The organism is Maribellus luteus, from assembly GCF_003576475.1.
In the GTDB taxonomy this organism is placed as follows: Bacteria; Bacteroidota; Bacteroidia; order Bacteroidales; family Prolixibacteraceae; genus Draconibacterium; species Draconibacterium luteum.
In genome coordinates this window covers 304,555-323,254 of record NZ_QWGR01000003.1, presented here as the reverse complement: position 1 = coordinate 323,254, position 18,700 = coordinate 304,555, and the positions used below count along the sequence as shown (strand labels likewise).

General features: G+C 44.3%; 12 protein-coding genes. 5 read left to right on the top strand and 7 right to left on the bottom strand.

Going from position 1 to position 18,700, the window contains the following annotated elements:
- Positions 1-26 precede the first annotated feature (26 nt).
- Together metH and metF are read left to right on the top strand one after the other, a co-directional pair.
- Positions 27-3,695, top strand: coding sequence for a methionine synthase (gene metH, locus D1614_RS06890; protein WP_119437159.1), 3,669 nt, complete (start codon positions 27-29; stop codon positions 3,693-3,695).
- A gap of 154 nt (positions 3,696-3,849) precedes the next feature.
- A complete protein-coding gene (gene metF, locus D1614_RS06885) occupies positions 3,850-4,803 on the top strand; it encodes a methylenetetrahydrofolate reductase [NAD(P)H] (protein ID WP_119437158.1) in 954 nt (317 codons plus the stop codon).
- An 88-nt stretch (positions 4,804-4,891) separates the two neighbouring features.
- Here metF and D1614_RS06880 read toward each other — a convergent pair whose 3' ends face one another.
- The 5 genes from D1614_RS06880 to D1614_RS06860 all read right to left on the bottom strand — a co-directional run bounded on the left by D1614_RS06880 (position 4,892) and on the right by D1614_RS06860 (position 9,818).
- Positions 4,892-5,941 carry a DUF4837 family protein gene (locus tag D1614_RS06880; RefSeq protein ID WP_119437157.1) on the bottom strand — a complete coding sequence of 350 codons (1,050 nt, stop codon included), beginning with the start codon at positions 5,939-5,941 and terminating at the stop codon, positions 4,892-4,894.
- A 155-nt stretch (positions 5,942-6,096) separates the two neighbouring features.
- The gene (gene tatA, locus D1614_RS06875; protein ID WP_175579270.1) at positions 6,097-6,297 is read right to left on the bottom strand and encodes a twin-arginine translocase TatA/TatE family subunit; all 201 of its coding nucleotides are present in this window, start codon (positions 6,295-6,297) and stop codon (positions 6,097-6,099) included.
- Between the two features lie 43 nt (positions 6,298-6,340).
- The gene (rseP, locus tag D1614_RS06870) at positions 6,341-7,678 is read right to left on the bottom strand and encodes an RIP metalloprotease RseP (RefSeq protein WP_119437155.1); all 1,338 of its coding nucleotides are present in this window, start codon (positions 7,676-7,678) and stop codon (positions 6,341-6,343) included.
- A 9-nt stretch (positions 7,679-7,687) separates the two neighbouring features.
- Complete coding sequence (locus D1614_RS06865; RefSeq protein WP_119437154.1) at positions 7,688-8,848, bottom strand: 1-deoxy-D-xylulose-5-phosphate reductoisomerase; 1,161 nt, start codon at positions 8,846-8,848, stop codon at positions 7,688-7,690.
- A 118-nt stretch (positions 8,849-8,966) separates the two neighbouring features.
- Complete coding sequence (locus D1614_RS06860; protein ID WP_241558088.1) at positions 8,967-9,818, bottom strand: M23 family metallopeptidase; 852 nt, start codon at positions 9,816-9,818, stop codon at positions 8,967-8,969.
- Positions 9,819-10,076: 258 nt separating this feature from the next.
- Here D1614_RS06860 and pepE point away from each other — a divergent pair, with 258 nt between their 5' ends.
- On the top strand, positions 10,077-10,784 hold the full coding sequence (gene pepE, locus D1614_RS06855) for a dipeptidase PepE (protein ID WP_119437152.1): 708 nt from the start codon (positions 10,077-10,079) through the stop codon (positions 10,782-10,784).
- 76 nt (positions 10,785-10,860) lie between these two features.
- Here pepE and D1614_RS06850 read toward each other — a convergent pair whose 3' ends face one another.
- Together D1614_RS06850 and D1614_RS06845 are read right to left on the bottom strand one after the other, a co-directional pair.
- Complete coding sequence (locus D1614_RS06850) at positions 10,861-11,340, bottom strand: thioredoxin family protein (RefSeq protein ID WP_119437151.1); 480 nt, start codon at positions 11,338-11,340, stop codon at positions 10,861-10,863.
- A 62-nt stretch (positions 11,341-11,402) separates the two neighbouring features.
- Entirely contained in the window at positions 11,403-12,863 is a 1,461-nt protein-coding gene (locus D1614_RS06845; protein ID WP_162304438.1) for a glycoside hydrolase family 32 protein, read from the bottom strand.
- Positions 12,864-13,489: 626 nt separating this feature from the next.
- Between D1614_RS06845 and D1614_RS06840 the strand changes: the two genes are divergently transcribed.
- Both D1614_RS06840 and D1614_RS06835 read left to right on the top strand, forming a co-directional pair.
- A complete protein-coding gene (locus D1614_RS06840; protein ID WP_119437149.1) occupies positions 13,490-15,928 on the top strand; it encodes a T9SS type A sorting domain-containing protein in 2,439 nt (812 codons plus the stop codon).
- Positions 15,929-16,420: 492 nt separating this feature from the next.
- The gene (locus D1614_RS06835) at positions 16,421-18,670 is read left to right on the top strand and encodes a T9SS type A sorting domain-containing protein (RefSeq protein WP_162304437.1); all 2,250 of its coding nucleotides are present in this window, start codon (positions 16,421-16,423) and stop codon (positions 18,668-18,670) included.
- Positions 18,671-18,700: the final 30 nt, after the last annotated feature.

Here is an 18,700-nt window from a genome sequence, read left to right as displayed (position 1 = left end):
GATCAACCCCAAAGCAAATACTTTGAATGAACAGACGGAAAGACATCAGAACAGAACTTAAAACACGCGTTCTTGTTATGGACGGCGCTATGGGTTCTTTGATTCAGGAATACAAGTTGACAGAGGAAGATTACCGCGGAGAGCGCTTGAAGGATTTTCCCAACGATCAGAAGGGAAACAACGACATGCTCTCAATCACAAAGCCTGAAATCATAAAAGAAATCCATAGGCGTTACCTGGAGGCAGGAGCCGATATTTTGGAAACCAATACTTTTAATGCCACCAGCATTTCGCAGGCCGATTATGGTGCAGAGGCGCTTGTTTATGAAATGAACAAAGCTTCGGCGGAACTGGCGGTGGCGCTTGCCAATGAGTTTACCGAAAAAACACCGGAGAAACCACGCTTTGTCGCCGGCTCCATCGGGCCTACCAACAAAACCTTGTCGCTTTCGCCCGATGTGAACGACCCGGGCTACCGGGCTGTTTCGTTTGATACGGTAAAAACGGCTTACCGCGAACAGGTAGAAGGTTTGCTGGACGGAGGTGTTGACCTGTTGCTGATCGAAACCATTTTTGACACGCTGAATGGCAAAGCCGCCATTTTTGCGGTGGAGGAAGCATTGGAAGCCCGCGGAATTGAACTTCCGCTGATGGTTTCCGGAACAATTACCGATGCCAGCGGACGCACGCTTTCGGGACAAACGCTGGAAGCTTTTCTGAATTCGGTGTCGCATGTCGATTTGCTGAGTATCGGCTTGAACTGTTCGTTGGGGACCAGCGATCTCCGCCCCTATGTAAAAGAGCTTTCAAAAAAGGCGCCTTTCCACATCAGCGCGCATCCCAATGCGGGCCTGCCCAACCAGTTTGGCGGTTACGACGAGTCGCCGGAGATCATGGCCGGTTACATCAAAGATTACCTCGACAATAACTTTGTAAACATCATCGGAGGATGTTGCGGAACTACTCCGGACCACATCCATGCTTTTGCCGACCTGGCTGCCAAAGCCCGGCCGCACCATTTGGTCGATCCCGGAACAAACATGAAACTGAGTGGTTTGGAGCCAGTGACGATTACCGAAAATACCAATTTCATGAACATTGGCGAGCGTTGTAACGTGGCCGGTTCACGGAAATTTGCCCGTCTGATTAGCGAAGGAAAATACGAAGAAGCACTGACCATTGCCCGGCAGCAGGTAGAGGACGGCGCACAGGTGATCGATGTAAACATGGACGACGCGATGCTGGATGCCGAAAAGGAAATGACTACTTTCCTGAACCTTATTATGGCTGAGCCGGATATTGCCAAACTGCCGATCATGATCGACTCGTCGAAATGGAACGTGATTGAAGCCGGTTTGAAGTGTTTGCAGGGGAAAGCGATCGTAAACTCCATCAGTTTGAAAGAGGGCGAGGAAGCTTTTATTCAGCAGGCAAAAACGGTAAAAAGATACGGCGCGGCGGTTATTGTAATGGCTTTTGATGAAAAAGGGCAGGCAGACAATACCGAACGCCGCAAGGAAATTTGTACGCGTGCCTATAAAATTCTTACTGAAAAAGTACATTTTCCTCCACAGGATATCATCTTCGACCCCAATGTTTTGACGATCGGGACAGGGATCGAAGAGCACAACAATTACGCGGTTTCTTTTATTGAATCGGTGAAATGGATCAAGGAAAACCTGCCTTTTGCAAAGGTGAGTGCCGGTGTCAGCAACGTTTCTTTTTCGTTCCGCGGAAACAACGTGGTGCGCGAAGCGATGCACTCGGTCTTCCTGTTTTATGCCATCAAAGCGGGTCTCGACATGGGAATTGTGAATCCCGGTATGTTGCAGATTTACGACGAGATTCCGAAAGATTTCCTTGAAAAGATTGAAGATATTGTACTGAACCGTCGTCCGGATGCAACAGAGCGTTTGCTCGAGTTTGCTGAAACGATGAAGGTAAGTGATAAGAAAGAAGAGAAAAAAGACGAATGGCGCGAACTGCCGCTGGAAGAACGCATCAGTCATGCGTTGGTAAAAGGATTGCCCGAGCATGTGGACGAAGACATGGCAGAAGCGCTCACCAAATATTCGCCGGCACTGACTATTATCGAAGGTCCGCTAATGGCCGGGATGAACATCGTAGGAGAACTTTTTGGTGCCGGAAAAATGTTTCTTCCACAGGTGATCAAATCGGCGCGTGTAATGAAAAAGGCGGTGGCCTATTTGCTGCCCTACATAGAAGCGGATAAAGCAAAATTCAAGAATTCAACCGCACAGAAAAGAGTGCTGATGGCTACGGTAAAAGGCGATGTGCACGACATTGGGAAAAACATTGTTGGTGTGGTACTTGGTTGTAACAACTACGAAATCATCGACCTGGGAGTAATGGTGCCTACCGAAAAAATTCTGGATGAAGCCGTGAAACATAAGGTGGATGTGATCGGACTAAGTGGTTTGATTACGCCATCGCTGGAGATTATGGTGGACGTTGCCAAAGAAATGGAACGCCGCAAAATGGACATTCCGGTATTGATTGGCGGAGCCACGACATCCAAAATTCATACGGCGGTAAAAATTGAGCCCGAATATTCGAACCCGGTGATTCATGTAAAAGATGCGTCGCTGGCAGTAAATGTGGTATCGAACCTGATTGCGAAGAATGAAGCTTATTTAAAATCGGTTCGCGATGATTACGAAAACATCCGGCAGTTTCAGGGGCAGCGAAAAGCCAAGGAATACCTGACCCTAAATGAAGCCCGCGCCAATAAATTCAATCTCGACTGGAACAATACCCCGATTTATAAACCGAATCTCACGGGGGTAAAACATTTGATTGACTTCCCGCTGGAAGAACTGCGAAAATACATCGACTGGACCTTTTTCTTTATCACCTGGGGATTGAAAGGACATTACCCGGATATTTTCAAGGACGAAAAACAAGGAGAAGAAGCTCAGAAGCTTTATCAGGAAGCCAATGAAATGCTGGACGAGATAATCGAAAAGAAAATGTTGCAGGCAAATGCTGCTTTCGGGATCTGGCCGGCCAATGCCGATGGCGACGATGTGGTGTTGTTTGAAGACGAAACTCGCTCGAAAGAAATCGGCCGTTTTTATCATATCCGGCAACAGGAAAAGAAAAAAGCCGGGGTGCCGAATTTCTGCCTGGCCGATTTTGTAGCACCGCTTGAATCGGGAAAAATCGACTATTGCGGAGGTTTTGCCACCACTGCCGGAATTGGTATCGAAAAATGGAAAGACCAGTACCGTGCCGAGCACAACGATTACAAAGCCATTATGCTGGAAGCGCTGGCCGACAGGCTAAGTGAGGCTTTTGCAGAATGGTTGCACCTGGAAGTCCGTAAAAATTACTGGGGCTATGTACCTGAAGAGAACCTTTCGCTGGATGATATTCTGAAAGTGAAATACCAGGGAATTCGCCCGGCGCTGGGCTATCCTGCCTGTCCGGAACATTCGGAAAAAGAAAACCTCTTCGAGCTGATCAAAGCAGAAGAAGTGGGTATTTCGCTTACCGAGCATTTTGCGATGTATCCCAATGCTTCGGTATCCGGAGAGTTCTTTGTACATCCCGAGTCGCGGTATTTTAGTTTGGAGAAGATCGGAATCGACCAGGTGGCTGATTACGCCAAACGAAAAGGCAAACCCATCGACTTTGTTGAGAAATTTCTGCCGACCAATTTGAATTATAAATAATTCAAACGGGAACAGAAAGAAACCTGCTGTCGTATAAATGCGAACGCATGAAAATCTTCGGTTAAATTAATGCGCAATTTTCTTCGAAAGGAAGGAGATTTCATACCAAAGGGTACGATTTTATTACATTTGCAATTCAAAAGATAAACCGACAATGAAGGTCATAGACACCATAAAAGCAGCAAAAAGTACCGTATTTTCGTTCGAACTTTTGCCGCCCCTGAAAGGGAACGATGCTTCGAAACTGTATCAGACCATTGAGAGCCTGACGGAGTTCGATCCAAAGTATATCAACATTACCACCCACCGTGATGAGGTGGAATTCAAGGAAATGAAAGACGGCTCGATTGTGAAGCGTACCGTTCGCAAACGCCCGGGAACAGTAGCAATAGCTGCCACCATTCAGCATAAATACAACATTCCGGTGGTGCCGCATATTTTGTGCGGAGGCTTTACCAAAAGTGAAACCGAACATGTGCTGATCGATCTCAATTTTCTGGGCATTAACAACGTGCTGGCTTTACGGGGTGACGGAATAAAAGGGCAAAGCGTGTTTCACCCAACCGAAAACGGACATGCGAATGCCAACGAGTTGGTGGAGCAGATCAAGGATCTGGGAAAAGGAAAATACCTGGATGGTGATCTGAAAAACAATATGCCGCTGGATTTCTGTATCGGAGTGGCCGGTTATCCGGAGAAGCACTTTGAAGCGCCAAACATGGATTCTGACATGGACTACCTGAAGCAAAAAGTAGATGCAGGCGCCGATTACATTGTAACGCAGATGTTTTTTGACAACCAGGTTTACTACGATTTTGTGGACCGTTGTCGTGCCATGGGAATTACGGTGCCGATTATTCCGGGAATTAAACCAATCAACCTGGTGAACCAGCTGACGGTTCTTCCCAAGATATTCAACATCGACTTACCGATGGAGCTGTCGAAAGAACTGGCCAAATGTAAAACCAACGACCAGGCACAAAAAGTAGGAACCGAGTGGGCTATTTACCAGTCGAAAGATTTGGTCGCGCATAAAGCGCCTTCGCTCCATATTTATACTTACGGCATTTCCGATAACGTAAAAGAAATTGTAAAAGCAGCTTTTTAAGCGCGCCTATAACGCGATTGCACTATATTATAAAAGTAAGGCCGGAGAACTTTGTTTCCCCGGCCTTCTTATTGGTATGTGTTGTTTCTTAACCTTCAATGTTGACTTCAAAATCCGATTGCTTGTTAAGCGTATCGTTTTCTTTCTGGTTATTTAGTTTTAGCGAATAAATCATTGCCTCCACCTGGCGGAGCAGGTTGCGCTTGTCTTTACTTGGCGCGTAAACAAAACCAAAAGCGTTAATAACCCGTTGGTTTTCCATATCCAACTCTGACAATGCGATATAAGGGCCACCCATGAAATCGTTGGCAACTCTCCACAATCCGCGCATTTCAGCCGCGTAGTTTCCGTTGTGTTTGGTGACATTGAAAATCTGGTCGACCCTTGTTTCCGTCGACATATAGCTTCCGTCAGACGGGCCCGGAACGTTGGCTTTTAGCAAGCTGTCGCGAATGGGAAGTTGGTAATTAACCGTGAATGCACTGTCGGAAACAAAAGGATAGGTATAAATAACGATGCCCTGGAAAATCTCAGGCGAATCGTACTGAACCCAAAGGAAATCCTTTTTTTGCTCCATTACTCTGAAGCCCGGAGGAACATGCATGGTAACGCCAAAATCCTTATTCAAAATATTGAAAACCGATTTTTCGTAGGTTTTCTTGTAGTTCATGGTAACTCTTTCGCGTTCGGCAGCCAGAAAGTACGACAGAATTTTGTCTTTGTTTTCGTTGAAGAGCTCCACAAAACGGTCGGACGTTTTTGCTTTAATTTGTACAGTAGCCTGCGGATATGCCCAAACATCATCGGTAAAAGTTACGCCTTCTGTTTCAACATTCTGCGAAATATTTGTCTGAACGATGTTGCGGGTAGATTTGAAAATGTCTTTGAATGCTTCGTGCGGGACATCAATCACATCAAAAAGCGGCTCTTCCTGCGGGAGGGCGATCTGTGGCTGCGACAAGGTTGCACGAACTGCTTCACCGGGGCTTCCTTCCCAGGCGTTTTTTGAAATGACAACCACCATTTCACCTGCCTTTCCAGTGATCTTTTTTCGCAGATTGGTTGAGTCGTTATTACAAGAGAACAGAAATACTGCCAATATAATAATTGGAGCAAGGATGTTAATTTTGAGTTTCATAGCATTCAGATTTTTTGGTTCCGAACCTTACTAACAAAAATCTTACCATTCTAATGGTTTAGATAGCCCGTGTCAATTTGGAGACCAGGCAATAAAAAGAAACAAAAAAATCCCGTTCGGAAAGAACGGGATTCCATTATTTGATGGGATATTGATTACTTTTCAATTTTTCCTGGTTCCGAAACATCATCGTCATTGTCTCCTTCCTTGGTAGCTTTTTTGAATTCCTTCATTCCTTTTCCAAGGCCTTTCATCAACTCCGGAATTTTACGGCCACCAAACAGAAGCAATACAATAATCAGGATGATAATAATTTCCTGCGGCCCAATAAATCCTGCTAATACAAATAGATTCATGATACTTTGTTAATTGGTTCGTGACAAAAATAGAAATATTTTGCTAAAATGTTCCGTTAATCATCTTAATTATATCGTTGGCATTTGCATAAAGTACCAATGCCAGCAATAATATCATCCCGGTTATTTGAGCATACTCCAAAAACTTCTCGCCCGGTTTTCTTCCGGTGATGATTTCTCCGAACAGGAACATTACGTGGCCACCGTCGAGCGCCGGTATCGGCAGCAGGTTCATAATGGCCAGAATGATCGAGATAAATGCCGTCATATCCCAGAAGTGTGCCCAGTTCCAGGTGGGAGCGAAAATGTTACCGATGGTGGCAAACCCTCCGAGCGACTCATATCCCTTTGTTTCTTTGTTGAAGATCAGTTTAAACTGTTTCAGATAATTTATGGTAGTTTGAACACCACGGTCTATTCCTGCCGGGATGGATTCAAGAAAACCGTATTTCAGTGTTTTCCATTCAAATATATCGGGGTTGTTAAATGCCGCGTTAAAACCCAGTTTGCCTTCTTCGTTAACTTTAACCGTCTTGGTCATTTTCTGACCGTCGCGGGTAATTTCCAAAGATACCTCCGAGTTTTTTTGGGATGCCATGTAAGTACTGAACTGATCGTAAAACTCAAACGAGTTTCCATCAACAGCTCCCAAAACATCGTTCTCCTGAAGACCTGCTTCTGCTGCCGGATAACCTTTGGCTAGCTTTCCGATTCTGATGTCGTAAGGATCGCGTATGGTCCAGATCCCTTTACTTTTCAACATCAGGGCCATGTCTTCTCCCGAAATTTCAACGTCTATCTTTTGCCCGTCGCGTTCCACCTGCACGGTTTTGGCTTCATCCAGAACAATGGTGGGGACGATTTTGTGGAACTCCTCAATGTATTGATTGTCGACGGTAAGAATCTTGTCGCCGGTTTTAAAGCCAATTTTTTCACCGGTTTCGTTCACCACAATCCCGTACTTTACATTCTCGGTTGGCAGGTATTCCTCGCCCCAGATGTAGAGTACGCCAATGTAGATGACAAAAGCAAAAATAAAGTTCATTAGAACACCTCCCAGCATAATCAGCAATCGTTGCCAGGCGGGTTTTGACCTGAATTCCCAGGGCTGCGGTGGTTGTTGCATCGCTTCCTTGTCCATTGATTCGTCAATCATTCCGGAGATTTTAACGTAGCCGCCTAATGGCAACCAGCCAACTCCGTATTCGGTTTCGCCTTTTTTTACTTTGAAAAGCGAAAACCAGGGATCAAAAAACAAGTAAAATTTTTCGACGCGTGTTTTAAACAGGCGCGCAAACATAAAGTGCCCTGCCTCGTGCAGAACCACTAAAATAGAAAGGCTTAAAAGAAGCTGTGTAGTTTTAATTAATATCGATTCCATTCCAGTTTTTTAATTTCCGTTTCCAGTTAACAACTTGGTTACTGTTCTTGTTTCGTTGTCGGTTTCAATTAAGTCTTCCAATCCGGGTTTTTCAATAAAAGCCACTTTGTTCATGGCTGCTTCAATAATCTCCGGAATTTGCAGAAACCTGATTTTTTTATTTAGAAACGCTTCCACCACTACTTCGTTGGCTGCGTTTAAAATACAGGGCATGTTTCCCCCTTTATCCAGGGCTTCGAATGCGAGTGCAAGGTTACGAAAAATTTTTGTATTAGGCTGTTCAAAGTTGAGACTTGGGTAGTCAAGGAAGTTGAAGCGCGGGAATTTATTTTTTATCCGGTTGGGAAATCCCATGGCATACTGGATCGGGAGCTTCATGTCGGGCAATCCCATTTGGGCCTTCATCGATCCGTCTTCGAACTGAACAATGGAGTGGATGATGGATTGCGGATGAACAATCACATCAATTTTGGAGGCCGGAAGCCCAAACAGCCAGCGGGCCTCGATTACTTCAAAACCTTTGTTCATCAGAGTGGCCGAGTCGATGGTGATCTTAGCGCCCATGTCCCAGTTGGGGTGGGCCAGCGCATCGTCTACAGTTACCTGTTCAAGTTCCTGCAATGTTTTTCCGCGGAAAGGCCCCCCCGAGCAGGTGAGGTAAATCTTCTCCACCGGGTTCATGAATTCGCCTACCAGGCACTGGAAGATGGCAGAATGCTCCGAATCTACGGGGAGTAGGTCAACGTTCTTTTCCAGCGCTGCTTTGGTGATAATTTCGCCAGCTACCACCAGCGTTTCCTTGTTGGCCAGTGCAATGTGCTTTCCTGCTTTAACGGCGTTGTAGGTGGGCAGCAGGCCCGAATATCCCACCATGGCAGTTAACACCAGGTCGATGGTGTCCATTTCAACCACTTGTGCCAGTGCTTCGTTGCCGGCATACACCTTTATGTCTTCCGATTCCAGTGCTTCCGAAACCAGTTGGTACTTCTCTTTGTTGGCAATTACCACCACATTGGGCTGAAAGATCTTGGCTTGCTGAATCAGCAGGTCAACATTGTTGTTGGCCGTTAGCACTTCCACTTCAAAGAGCCCGGGGTTCTGCGCAATTACTTCGAGGGATTGTGTTCCTATGGAGCCGGTTGATCCTAAAATAGCGACTCGTTTCTTCATCTGTAAATATTTCTAATTTTTACTGTTAACCCGTCGGCTGACGAATTTTTCGCATGGTATATCGGTCCTTGTGGGTGATCCGCCAGGCGGCAGACAAGTACTTGTTTCATGCTTCTTTCTAAAAATCAATGTAATGTTCGGGATTCAGGGCTTTTCCGTCGTGCCATAGTTCGAAATGAAGATGTGGCCCGGTTGAAAGCTCTCCCGTATTTCCAATAATAGCAATGGCTTCGCCGGCACTCACCTGGTCGCCCTCGTTTTTTAGCAATTCCGAATTGTGTTTGTACACCGAAACCAGGTTTCCTTCGTGCTGAACATAAATAGAATATCCGGTTTTTAATGTCCAGCCCGAAAAAATAACGGTTCCGTTCAGTACCGACGAGATTCTGGCATTGGCTTCGCTAACCAGGTCGATTCCAAAATGATCAGACGACGAATTGAAATGCTCTGTAACCACTCCTTTTACGGGCACAAAAAAGTGCATCCGGCTTATGTCTGTTTTGTTGTCGTTTTCCGGCTGTAACGATAGGCTGAGCTGTTCGGCCAGTAATTCATCCTGGAAAATTGAATCGTGGTTGTATTGCTGAAACTCCACTTCCGACGAGCGTGATTCGGCTTCCACAATATGGTCGTCTTCCGGAACTTCGCCCGACATAATGGTTTGTATCCCTTTGAAAAATCGATCGCGTTTGGCCAGCTCCATTTCCAGCGAATCCACTTTCAGTGCACTTCGGATCAGCATTTGCCGGTATTCGGCCTTGGGATAGCCCGGAATGTATTCGCGCAGCCCCGTAGTTGCAATCAGCAAAATCACCAAAACAACAATAATGGCCGACATTAAGCTGGTGGCCGTAAAAACTTTCAGCCGCGAAAGTTTCATGCTCCACACCGATTGAAATGTGGTATCGTTGTAAATGATTAAACGGTACTGGTTCTTTAGTTTCGAGTAAAATTTCTTTTTTTCTTCCACCCTGATTTGTTTAAGCTTACAAATTTAGCAAGAAATAAGAAACAGCCCCCGCCGTTCATGTTTTTTAAGATTTAAATACATGAGCGATTTCGTGAGTGGGTTTGCTGAAACCAAACAATTATCATTGCCTGAATCCGGGTTTTTTCGCTACTTGCATCTCAATAGAGAAGACGAGTCAGTAACATTGATTGAGGATCAGTCAGATACTGTATTTTCTTCTTTTTATGTCGAATCACACAATTTGGAGAATAGAAAACGATGAAACTATTATTGATTAGTAATTCAACAATGCCGGGTGAAGCATACCTGGATTATCCCAAAAATGAAATAAAAAAGTTTTTAGGGGAAAAGCCTGTTACGGCGGTGTTTATTCCTTATGCGGCGGTTACTTTTTCTTTTGATGAATATTGTGAAAAAGTAGAATCGCGTTTCGCCGAAATAGGTCACCATGTGGTGGGTATCCATACTTTCGCCGATCCGGTAAAAGCAATTCAGCAAGCCGAAGCCATTGTTGTTGGGGGCGGAAATACCTGGCAGCTGGTGCGCATGTTACGCGAAAATAAATTGCTGAACCCCATTCGTGAAAAGGCATTTAATGATACTCCTTACATTGGTTGGAGTGCCGGTTCGAACGTAGCATGCCCGACGCTGCGAACCACGAACGATATGCCGATTGTTGATCCGCTGGGATTTGAGTGTGCCGGTTTGATTCCTTTCCAGATCAATCCTCATTATTTGGATGCCAACCCTGAAGGACATGGAGGTGAAACGCGCGAACAGCGAATACAGGAATTTATTGAAGTAAACCCGAGATGTTATGTGGCCGGCTTACGTGAAGGAACGATGTTTAAACTTGAAAACGATCAGTTGGAGCTGATTGGCGAAAGGCCGTGTCGGATTTTCAAGAAAGGGCAGGAGCCTGTTGAATTGAAAGCAGGCGATGATTTTAGTTTCTTATTGAAGTAAAGTGCGTTTAGAATAATAAAAAGCTCCGGCTAGTTTATCTAACCGGAGCTTTTTTGTGCAATATTATCTGCATTTTCTATTGGTAGTTTGCCGGATCAAGTGCTGCGGGCGACCAGTTTTTAAAGAAGCGCAATACTTTGTCTCGGTCGTAGTCTTTGTCCTTTTCCAGAAAAGCTGAGTTTTGGGTATGGATTCGGTTTCCTTTTCCATCTAAAACAACAAACACCGGAAATCCGAAACGCTGCGGGTATCCTAGCTCTGCAAGCACTTCTTCATTCTTGTTTTTAGGGTCGTAGTTTACTTTTACCACCACAAAGTTTTTTTGAATAAAATCGTTTATCTCTGCGTCGGCTTCTGTAAAACGATGAAATTTTACACACCACGGGCACCAGTTTCCTCCAATTTGGAGGAAGACGTGCTTGCCCGATTCAGCAGCAGCTTTTACTGCCGCTTTAATGTCTTCTTTCGCATTTGCTTCAGGGGTGTAGATTTTTTCCTGTGCATGCGTGATACTCGCGCACATCAGGAAAACTGCAATGAGAAGAATATTTTTCATGATGATTCGGATAACGTTTTTATTGTTCTGAGATCCATTCACGAAGCGGAACGTTGCTTGCGTTATTTCATGTCTTTATTGTCCCAAACAGACTTAATCTCGTAAATGTCGAGTTTGTCGATTCCCAGTTCGCCCCCATTGGTAAACAGAACGAGTCCGTTTGATTTCAGGTCGGGAGTGAAACAATTGGATATCACGGTTTGTCCGTCGTTCGCAAATACTTCAATAGATGCGCGGTCAAGAAGGATGTCAAGTTGGATTTTGTTGTCAACCGGGAGCAGGGGAATGGTGATGCCCATTACCGAGAGTGTTCCGCGTTTTACATTGTAAAGGATTTCGGTGCCAGGTTTTTTCACACTGTTTCTTACCATGAATCCAAAGTTATCGGATGTTTTCAGATCGAATTCGCCGACAATCCGGAGGCAGTCGCCAGATGCTTTTTTTACCTTGTTGTCGTTTATGCCGGGAATAACATTCTTGTCTTCTATTTCCAGTATTTTCTTCTGGATGGTTTCTATTTCACGGATGGGCTTGCGGATTAGCTTATAGCCGGATGGAAAATGACGAACGCTAAGTTCGCTGGGGAAAGTCATTTGTCCGTTAAATGGCATGTCGGGGTATTCGCCTCCTCTCATCCAGGCAATCTGGATGGTTCTTCCGTCAGAGGCGGGGATGTTGCTCCAGGTTTGTGTAGCATAGTAATTTTTCCCCCAGTCGCTTTTCATCTTCCCTGAAATGGGAGTGAATGCTTCTCCGTCAAAATTTCCTAAAAGATAGGATCCGTCTCCGTCAAACAGTACCCATACTGTTTCGTCTGGACGGTTTTCCACCTTAAATTTAACAAGGTCGGGGCATTCATAAAAGCCATGAATATGGCTCTTCCATTCCCAGTTAACCAGGTTGTCGGAGGTGTAGAATGAAACTCCTTTTGAGTTGTCACTGTCCGTTGATTTCCGGTAAAGGGCCATCACCCATTTCTGACTTGGCTCATGCCAGATTACTTTGGGATCGCGTGCATCGTCTTTTTCATCCACCGCAATGATGGGGTTATTTTCGTATTTTTCCCAGTTACGGCCTTTGTCGGTACTGTAAGCAATGCGTTGTCCGCAGTGTTGGCTGGTATAAAACGCCACCAGCGTTTTGGTATCACCCTGTTGTTTCCCCAGCAGGTTTTTTTCATCCACAATGGCTGAGCCGGAATAGGCCGTACATTCTACTTTGTCTTCCGAGTTGTTGTCGGGATACAAGGCAATCGGGTAATTTTCCCAGTGAACGAGGTCTGTGCTGATGGCATGCCCCCAGTGCATGTATCCCCATTCGTTTCCTTTGGGATTGTGCTGGTAAAAAAGGTGGTATTCGCCATCGTAATACACCAGTCCGTTCGGATCGTTCATCCAGTTCTTTTCCGGCGTGAAATGGTACTGCGGGCGGTAGTCTTCTTTGTAGGTCTCTTTGTTGGCTTTGTCTTTCGGAAGGCTAATTAGCACAGTAATAGAAAGTAAGGCTGTTGATAAAAAGTTCATAAAATTATTAATTGCTGTTTTCTTTGTTTTGCTAAACTTATGAAAAAAAATTTGCATTAATCAAAATAATTCCTACATTTACCTCCACAAACCCATAAATGTAAAACCGTTCTTTGGCTGACGCTTTTGATTTTCAGACAATCATCAATTTTAAATCAAGAGCTTTTATTTTCGCTTTCAAGAGTTTTGAGACATGTTTTGACATGTAGCTGTTTTACAAACCCACCGGTTCATTTTTTAATCTTTGCGCTTAAGCCGGGTATGCAGTTTCATGGTTCGGAGTGTGTTTTTATGACTCGGCAAGAATTAACGTTTCAACCGAAGACGTTTGAAATTTGTGAGTGCGATACAGATCCTGATTAAGTCGAGATGAAGCTTAACTATTAAATCCAGGTTGATCCACTCAGAAAAGTTTCGACGTTTGAAACTTTTTGTTCCTTGCTTTAGTTGGAAGTAGAATTGTGCAAGAGGCAGATTCGAATTAACAAACCCACTGAATTACAATACAAACCCGGTAATTCAGGTCGATTCGTATATGGTCGTCATTGTGCAGTTTGAGGGCTAACTGTAAGCTAGCTTTATCAAAACTTGATTAGGCTTGAAGTACAAACCTAATTTAAGTAGTAATGAGACGCTTTTTAATCACCGTCCTGGCAATTGCTGGCGCTTGCAATGTCTGGGCACAGAAGCAGAAACCGGAAAGAATTACCACGGTAAACGCACCGGTAAACATCGCTTCAGAAGAAATTAGAAAATCATTTACACCACCCGCTGAGTTGAACCTCAAATCGGGATCGGTGTCTAAATCCGATTTTCAGGTAGAGTTCGTGAACTTCCCGGAAAATGCAAAACCTGCATTTTTATACGTGCTTTCCATTTACGAAAACCTGATATCTTCCGACATTCCTGTGAAGGTAAGGGCTGAATGGTCATCAATGGGTACTAACGTGCTGGCACAAAGTTCTCCTTCGTCGTTTTATAAAAACTTCACCGGGGCCCGTTTGTCAGATGTTTATTACCCGGTTGCTTTGGCTGAGAAACTTTCGGGCTCGGAGTTGAATGGCTCTGAACCGGATATCGTTTGTACGTTCAACAGTAAGACGGACTGGTATTTTGGAACAGATGGTGATGGTCCAGGAGCGCAGTACGATTTTGTGACTGTTGCGTTGCACGAGATCGTTCATGGTCTTGGATTTTCTGGCTTTTACGATGTGAGCAATGGCATTGGTACGCTGGATAACAACGGTCATCTTCCCAGTATTTACGACCTGTATGTCTATAACAACGGATTGTCGCTGTGCGATCATTCCCATTTCGATATTCCGTCGGCCCAGTTGAAAAATGCATTGGTTTCGGGTCAGTTGAATATAAAAGGAAACGATGGAACAGATCGCGAAAAAGTTTATGCTCCAAGCAGCTGGAACAACGGAACCAGTATTTATCATTACAACGAAAGCGGTTTTGATAAAGGCGACGCAAATGCATTGATGAGTCCTTTTATTTTCAAAGGAGAGGCAATTCATTATCCCGGTGACAAAACTTTGGGCATTTTGGCCGAGTTTGGTTGGAAATCAGCCACTGTTGATGGGCTGATCATTAAAGATTTTGAAGAAGTTTGTGAAAAGCTTCCGGTTTCAGTAGAGGTGAGCAGCGAATTAAAGATCGATAGCTCCTCGGTTAAGTTTTTCTACTCAAGCGATAATTTTGTCACGTCAAGTTCTCTTTTGCTGAAGTATAATAAGTCAACCAAGAAATTTGAAGGAGACGTTCCGCTGGAAAATAAAAAAGGAAAAATATACTATTACTACTCTGCAGCTACAACAGGTCAGGTGGTTTTTACCTGTCCGGACAGAGCTCCTGAACGAAAATATAAATTCACCATTGGCGATGATTACTATCCGCCTACGTTGAAACACAATCCTTCTAAAATGGTGTCAAATGGCAATCCTGTTTTAGATCTGAGTGCTACTGCTACTGACAATGTAGGAATTAAATCTGTTCAGGTGGAGTACAAAATAAACGGAGCAGCTCAGGAACCATTTACCTTGGCTTTGGAAGGCCAGGATACTTACAATGGTGAACTTGTTTTGCCCAATGGATTGACAGAGAATGACGATGTTCAATACCGTGTTTTGGCGCTTGATGCTACTGCCCGCGGTAACAAAAGATATTTGCCCGCTATGGGTTATTACTCGGTGGGTGTTTCCGAGGCTCAGAAACCGGTAAGTGGTTATGTTACCAATTTTGATAATGTTACCAACGACTTCGAGTTTTCTGATTTTGAAGTAAACCGGCCTTCCGGTTTCTCTTCAGGGAACTTACATACGATAAACCCTTATCCGGAGTCAAGCCTGGAGAATCAGAAATACAACCTCATTGCCCAGTTAAAATACCCGATTATTATTGAACAAGACGGCGAAATGAGTTTTGACGAGGTAGTACTGGTTGAGCCCGGTGAAGCCGGAACAATTTATACGGAAGACAAGTTCTGGGATTATGTAATTATTGAAGGCAGCAAAAACAACGGTAAGAGTTGGTTGCCGCTTATCGATGGTTACGATTCAGGTGTTGATGAGCTTTGGGCTTCACATTTTACCAATGCACTAAAAAGTACCGGTTCGGAAGCCAGCGGTGCTGAAAATATGTTTTTGCGCCAGCGCATAAATCTGACCGATAATACGCCGTTTGAAGCAGGAGATACTGTGGTATTTCGCTTCCGCTTGGCATCTGATGTTGCTGTAACCGGTTGGGGCTGGGCAATCGACAACCTTTCTATACAAAGCATAACAACCGACACGGAAGATATTCTGGCAGAAGAAGACGTGAATATTTACCCGAACCCTTTTCAAAACAGTATTTATATCGACGGCCTTGAAACAGAAGGAGCCGATCTGGATGTAATCGTAAGAGACCTGAGCGGTAAAACTGTTTACCGTGAAACACGCTTGGCCAATTACGATCAGCGGATAAAAATAGATCTTCCCAATGTAGCTTCGGGGGTATACCTGGCAAGCATTACAGATAATCAAACACTAACGATCAATCAAAAAATCATTAAAAATTAATAATCATGAAAAGTTTACTATTAATTGCATTTGTTGCCGCAGTGATTGGTTTTATAACCTCAACCGTAGTTTTACTTCGATTGGTATCAAAGAAAAAAGCGCAAAGGTTACAATATTAGATGATTGGTATTACGACCTTAAATTAGGAGATGCCGGAATGTTTATTCCGGCATTTTTTGTCGTGGATTTATGATAGAAAAAGTTTGTTTTTTCTTTGAATTTTCGAACTTTTGTACGCACAAAAAGTTATGTAACAAATACTTTGAAATAATGATAAGACTTGTGCTTTTGTTGGGATTCCTGGTAGGGATAATATCGTTGGCTTCAGGGCAAATGAGGAGTATACCGCGTGGAGTAAATATTCCATGCCCGGTGTGCAAAGCCTCAGATAAGGCTGAAAAATCTTTTGTGCCCCCGCCAGTTGAATTTTTATTGAAATCATCCGAGCCCAAGTGTGATATTGTTGTTACTTATAGTAATTTCCCGGATTCGGTGAAGATCGCATTTGAACACGCAGTTGGTATTTGGGAGAGTATTCTTGAATCGGATGTTCCTATCCGGCTCTATGTTCGGTGGTCTTCAAGTCTTGGTACAAATACTTTGGCGAGCTGTGGCCCCGAAACCTATTATGCCGATTTTGAAAATGCTCCCTTCCCGCATTATTATTACCCGGTGGCCATTGCCGAGAAGCTGGCCAAAAAGGAGTTAAATGGTGTCGGGAGGTTTGACATTGAAGCGAATTTCAGCAGTGAAGTAGACTGGTATTTCGGAATTGATGGGGATACGCCAATTGATGCTCATGATTTTGTTACTGTAGTCCTCCATGAAATTGGGCATGGCCTCGGATTTACTGGTTTTTTCTTTGTGGATGACGGTGTTGGGGGATATGGTTATTATGAAATGGGAGATGCCACCTCTTTTGATGCATTGGTAGAGTTGGCAACTGGTAAACGATTACTGGATACTGCCTTTTTTGACAATGCTTCGGTTGGATTAAAAAATGCACTGGTTTCAGAATCATTATTTGCCAACAGTCCGGTAGCAAGAAGCTCCGGGACCGGTGCTCGTCCTTTTTTGTATGCCCCTGATGAATTTGATGGAGGATCAAGTGTGTACCACCTGAATGATGCTACTTACAGAACGGGAACCGCCAATGCATTAATGACGCATGCGATTGCGCCGGGTGAGGCGAATCACGATCCGGGACCACTGGCTCGTGGCATTATGGAAGACATTGGCTGGACCAACCTTACTTTACATCATTGGCCGGTAAAAGACAAAGAACAGGTGGCTCCGCTTGATTTCAGGATAACAATAGATAGTTATTATAATGTGCCGGAGGATGCATCTTTTGTGGTGTATTCTACTGATGGTTTTTCCAGTCAACAGGATACGCTTCCGCTAATACCAACGGGCAATGCCAATGAGTTTGGAGCGAGTCTTGCTGCAGCCGAAGGTACAGAAAGTCTTCAGTACTATGTTGTCACATCCGATGAAAAAGGCAGGGTAAGGACTTCTCCCTGGAATGCACCAAAGGCCGTTCATAATGTGGCTTTTGGCCCGGATACGGAAGCTCCGGTAATCACTCATGCTCCGATAGAATATTTTCTGAACATAGGAGAACCGCTGGCAATTCAGGTTAACGTAGATGACAACCTGGGACTTGATACCGTTTTTGTTAATTACTCAGTCAACGGAGTGCAGCAGGCTTCGTTTGGGTTGACGCTTGCGGAAGGTACTGACTATGTCGGCGTTTTTGGTTTCAATCCGGAGACCTTGAATGATGGCGATGTGATCGCTTATGAAATTGTGGCAAAAGATGCCTCTGTTGCACAAAATGAAACGGTCTACCCGCCGGAAGGACGACTGGAGTTTAAGGTGGAACAGGTTTTTGCCCCGGTAGCGTATTATGAAAACAACTTCAATACGAAAAATGCAGACTTTTTGCTAACCGACTTTGATATTTATACCGCTTTAAACTTTTCGAACGGAGCTTTACATAGCCCGCATCCATACCCGAGTCCTAACGAGGATAACAAAGAGTACAATTTTGTCACCTTGTTAAAACACCCCATCATTTTAAAAGAAGACGGGGCGATGTGGTTTGATGAAGTGGTACTGGTGGAGCCCGGTACGGGCAGTTATGGCGGAGATTCTTTCTGGGATTATGTAATTGTGGAAGGGAGTAAAGACTTTGGAAAAACCTGGGCTGAGTTGGCTGATGGTTACGATGCAGGTGCCAATCCAACGTGGTTGAGCGAGTACGATAAAAGCGTTGTTAATCAGGTGTCGCAAGCTGAAGGAACCAAAGAATGGTATGTAAATCATGAGATTTCGTTGCTGGAGAATGGGAATTTTCAGGCGGGAGACACGATTCTCGTTCGATTCAGGCTGTATTCCGATCCGTATGCCAGCGGGTGGGGGTGGACAATTGATAATCTGCGAATTCAGCAACCCGTTTATGTTCCTGTAACTGTTTTGTCGCCCGGCCAGGTAAATGTGTATCCCAACCCTTTTTCAGATAAATTTAAAATAGAAATTAATCCGGGTCAAACGCTCCAGAATGTGCAGCTTGATGTGTTTGATTCTTTTGGGCGGAATATTTATTCAGTTTTTACCAAAAGCCTTTGGGGACAGTACTCTGCGACGGTTGATTTGCACGATCAGGCAAGTGGAATGTTCCTGTTGAGAGTGAGTGAAAACGGAAAGCCGGTGCTCTCTAAAAAGTTAATTAAAAACTAACTTTCCGGTATTCTTCTTATTATTTTTAAG

What these genes read in the sequence shown, in the direction of transcription:
- metH (WP_119437159.1), top strand. Translation starts at nt 27, where the DNA reads ATGAACAGACGGAAAGACATCAGAACAGAACTTAAAACACGCGTTCTT.
- metF (WP_119437158.1), top strand. Translation starts at nt 3,850, where the DNA reads ATGAAGGTCATAGACACCATAAAAGCAGCAAAAAGTACCGTATTTTCG.
- D1614_RS06880 (WP_119437157.1), bottom strand. Translation starts at nt 5,941, where the DNA reads ATGAAACTCAAAATTAACATCCTTGCTCCAATTATTATATTGGCAGTA.
- tatA (WP_175579270.1), bottom strand. Translation starts at nt 6,297, where the DNA reads ATGAATCTATTTGTATTAGCAGGATTTATTGGGCCGCAGGAAATTATT.
- rseP (WP_119437155.1), bottom strand. Translation starts at nt 7,678, where the DNA reads ATGGAATCGATATTAATTAAAACTACACAGCTTCTTTTAAGCCTTTCT.
- D1614_RS06865 (WP_119437154.1), bottom strand. Translation starts at nt 8,848, where the DNA reads ATGAAGAAACGAGTCGCTATTTTAGGATCAACCGGCTCCATAGGAACA.
- pepE (WP_119437152.1), top strand. Translation starts at nt 10,077, where the DNA reads ATGAAACTATTATTGATTAGTAATTCAACAATGCCGGGTGAAGCATAC.
- D1614_RS06850 (WP_119437151.1), bottom strand. Translation starts at nt 11,340, where the DNA reads ATGAAAAATATTCTTCTCATTGCAGTTTTCCTGATGTGCGCGAGTATC.
- D1614_RS06845 (WP_162304438.1), bottom strand. Translation starts at nt 12,863, where the DNA reads ATGAACTTTTTATCAACAGCCTTACTTTCTATTACTGTGCTAATTAGC.
- D1614_RS06840 (WP_119437149.1), top strand. Translation starts at nt 13,490, where the DNA reads ATGAGACGCTTTTTAATCACCGTCCTGGCAATTGCTGGCGCTTGCAAT.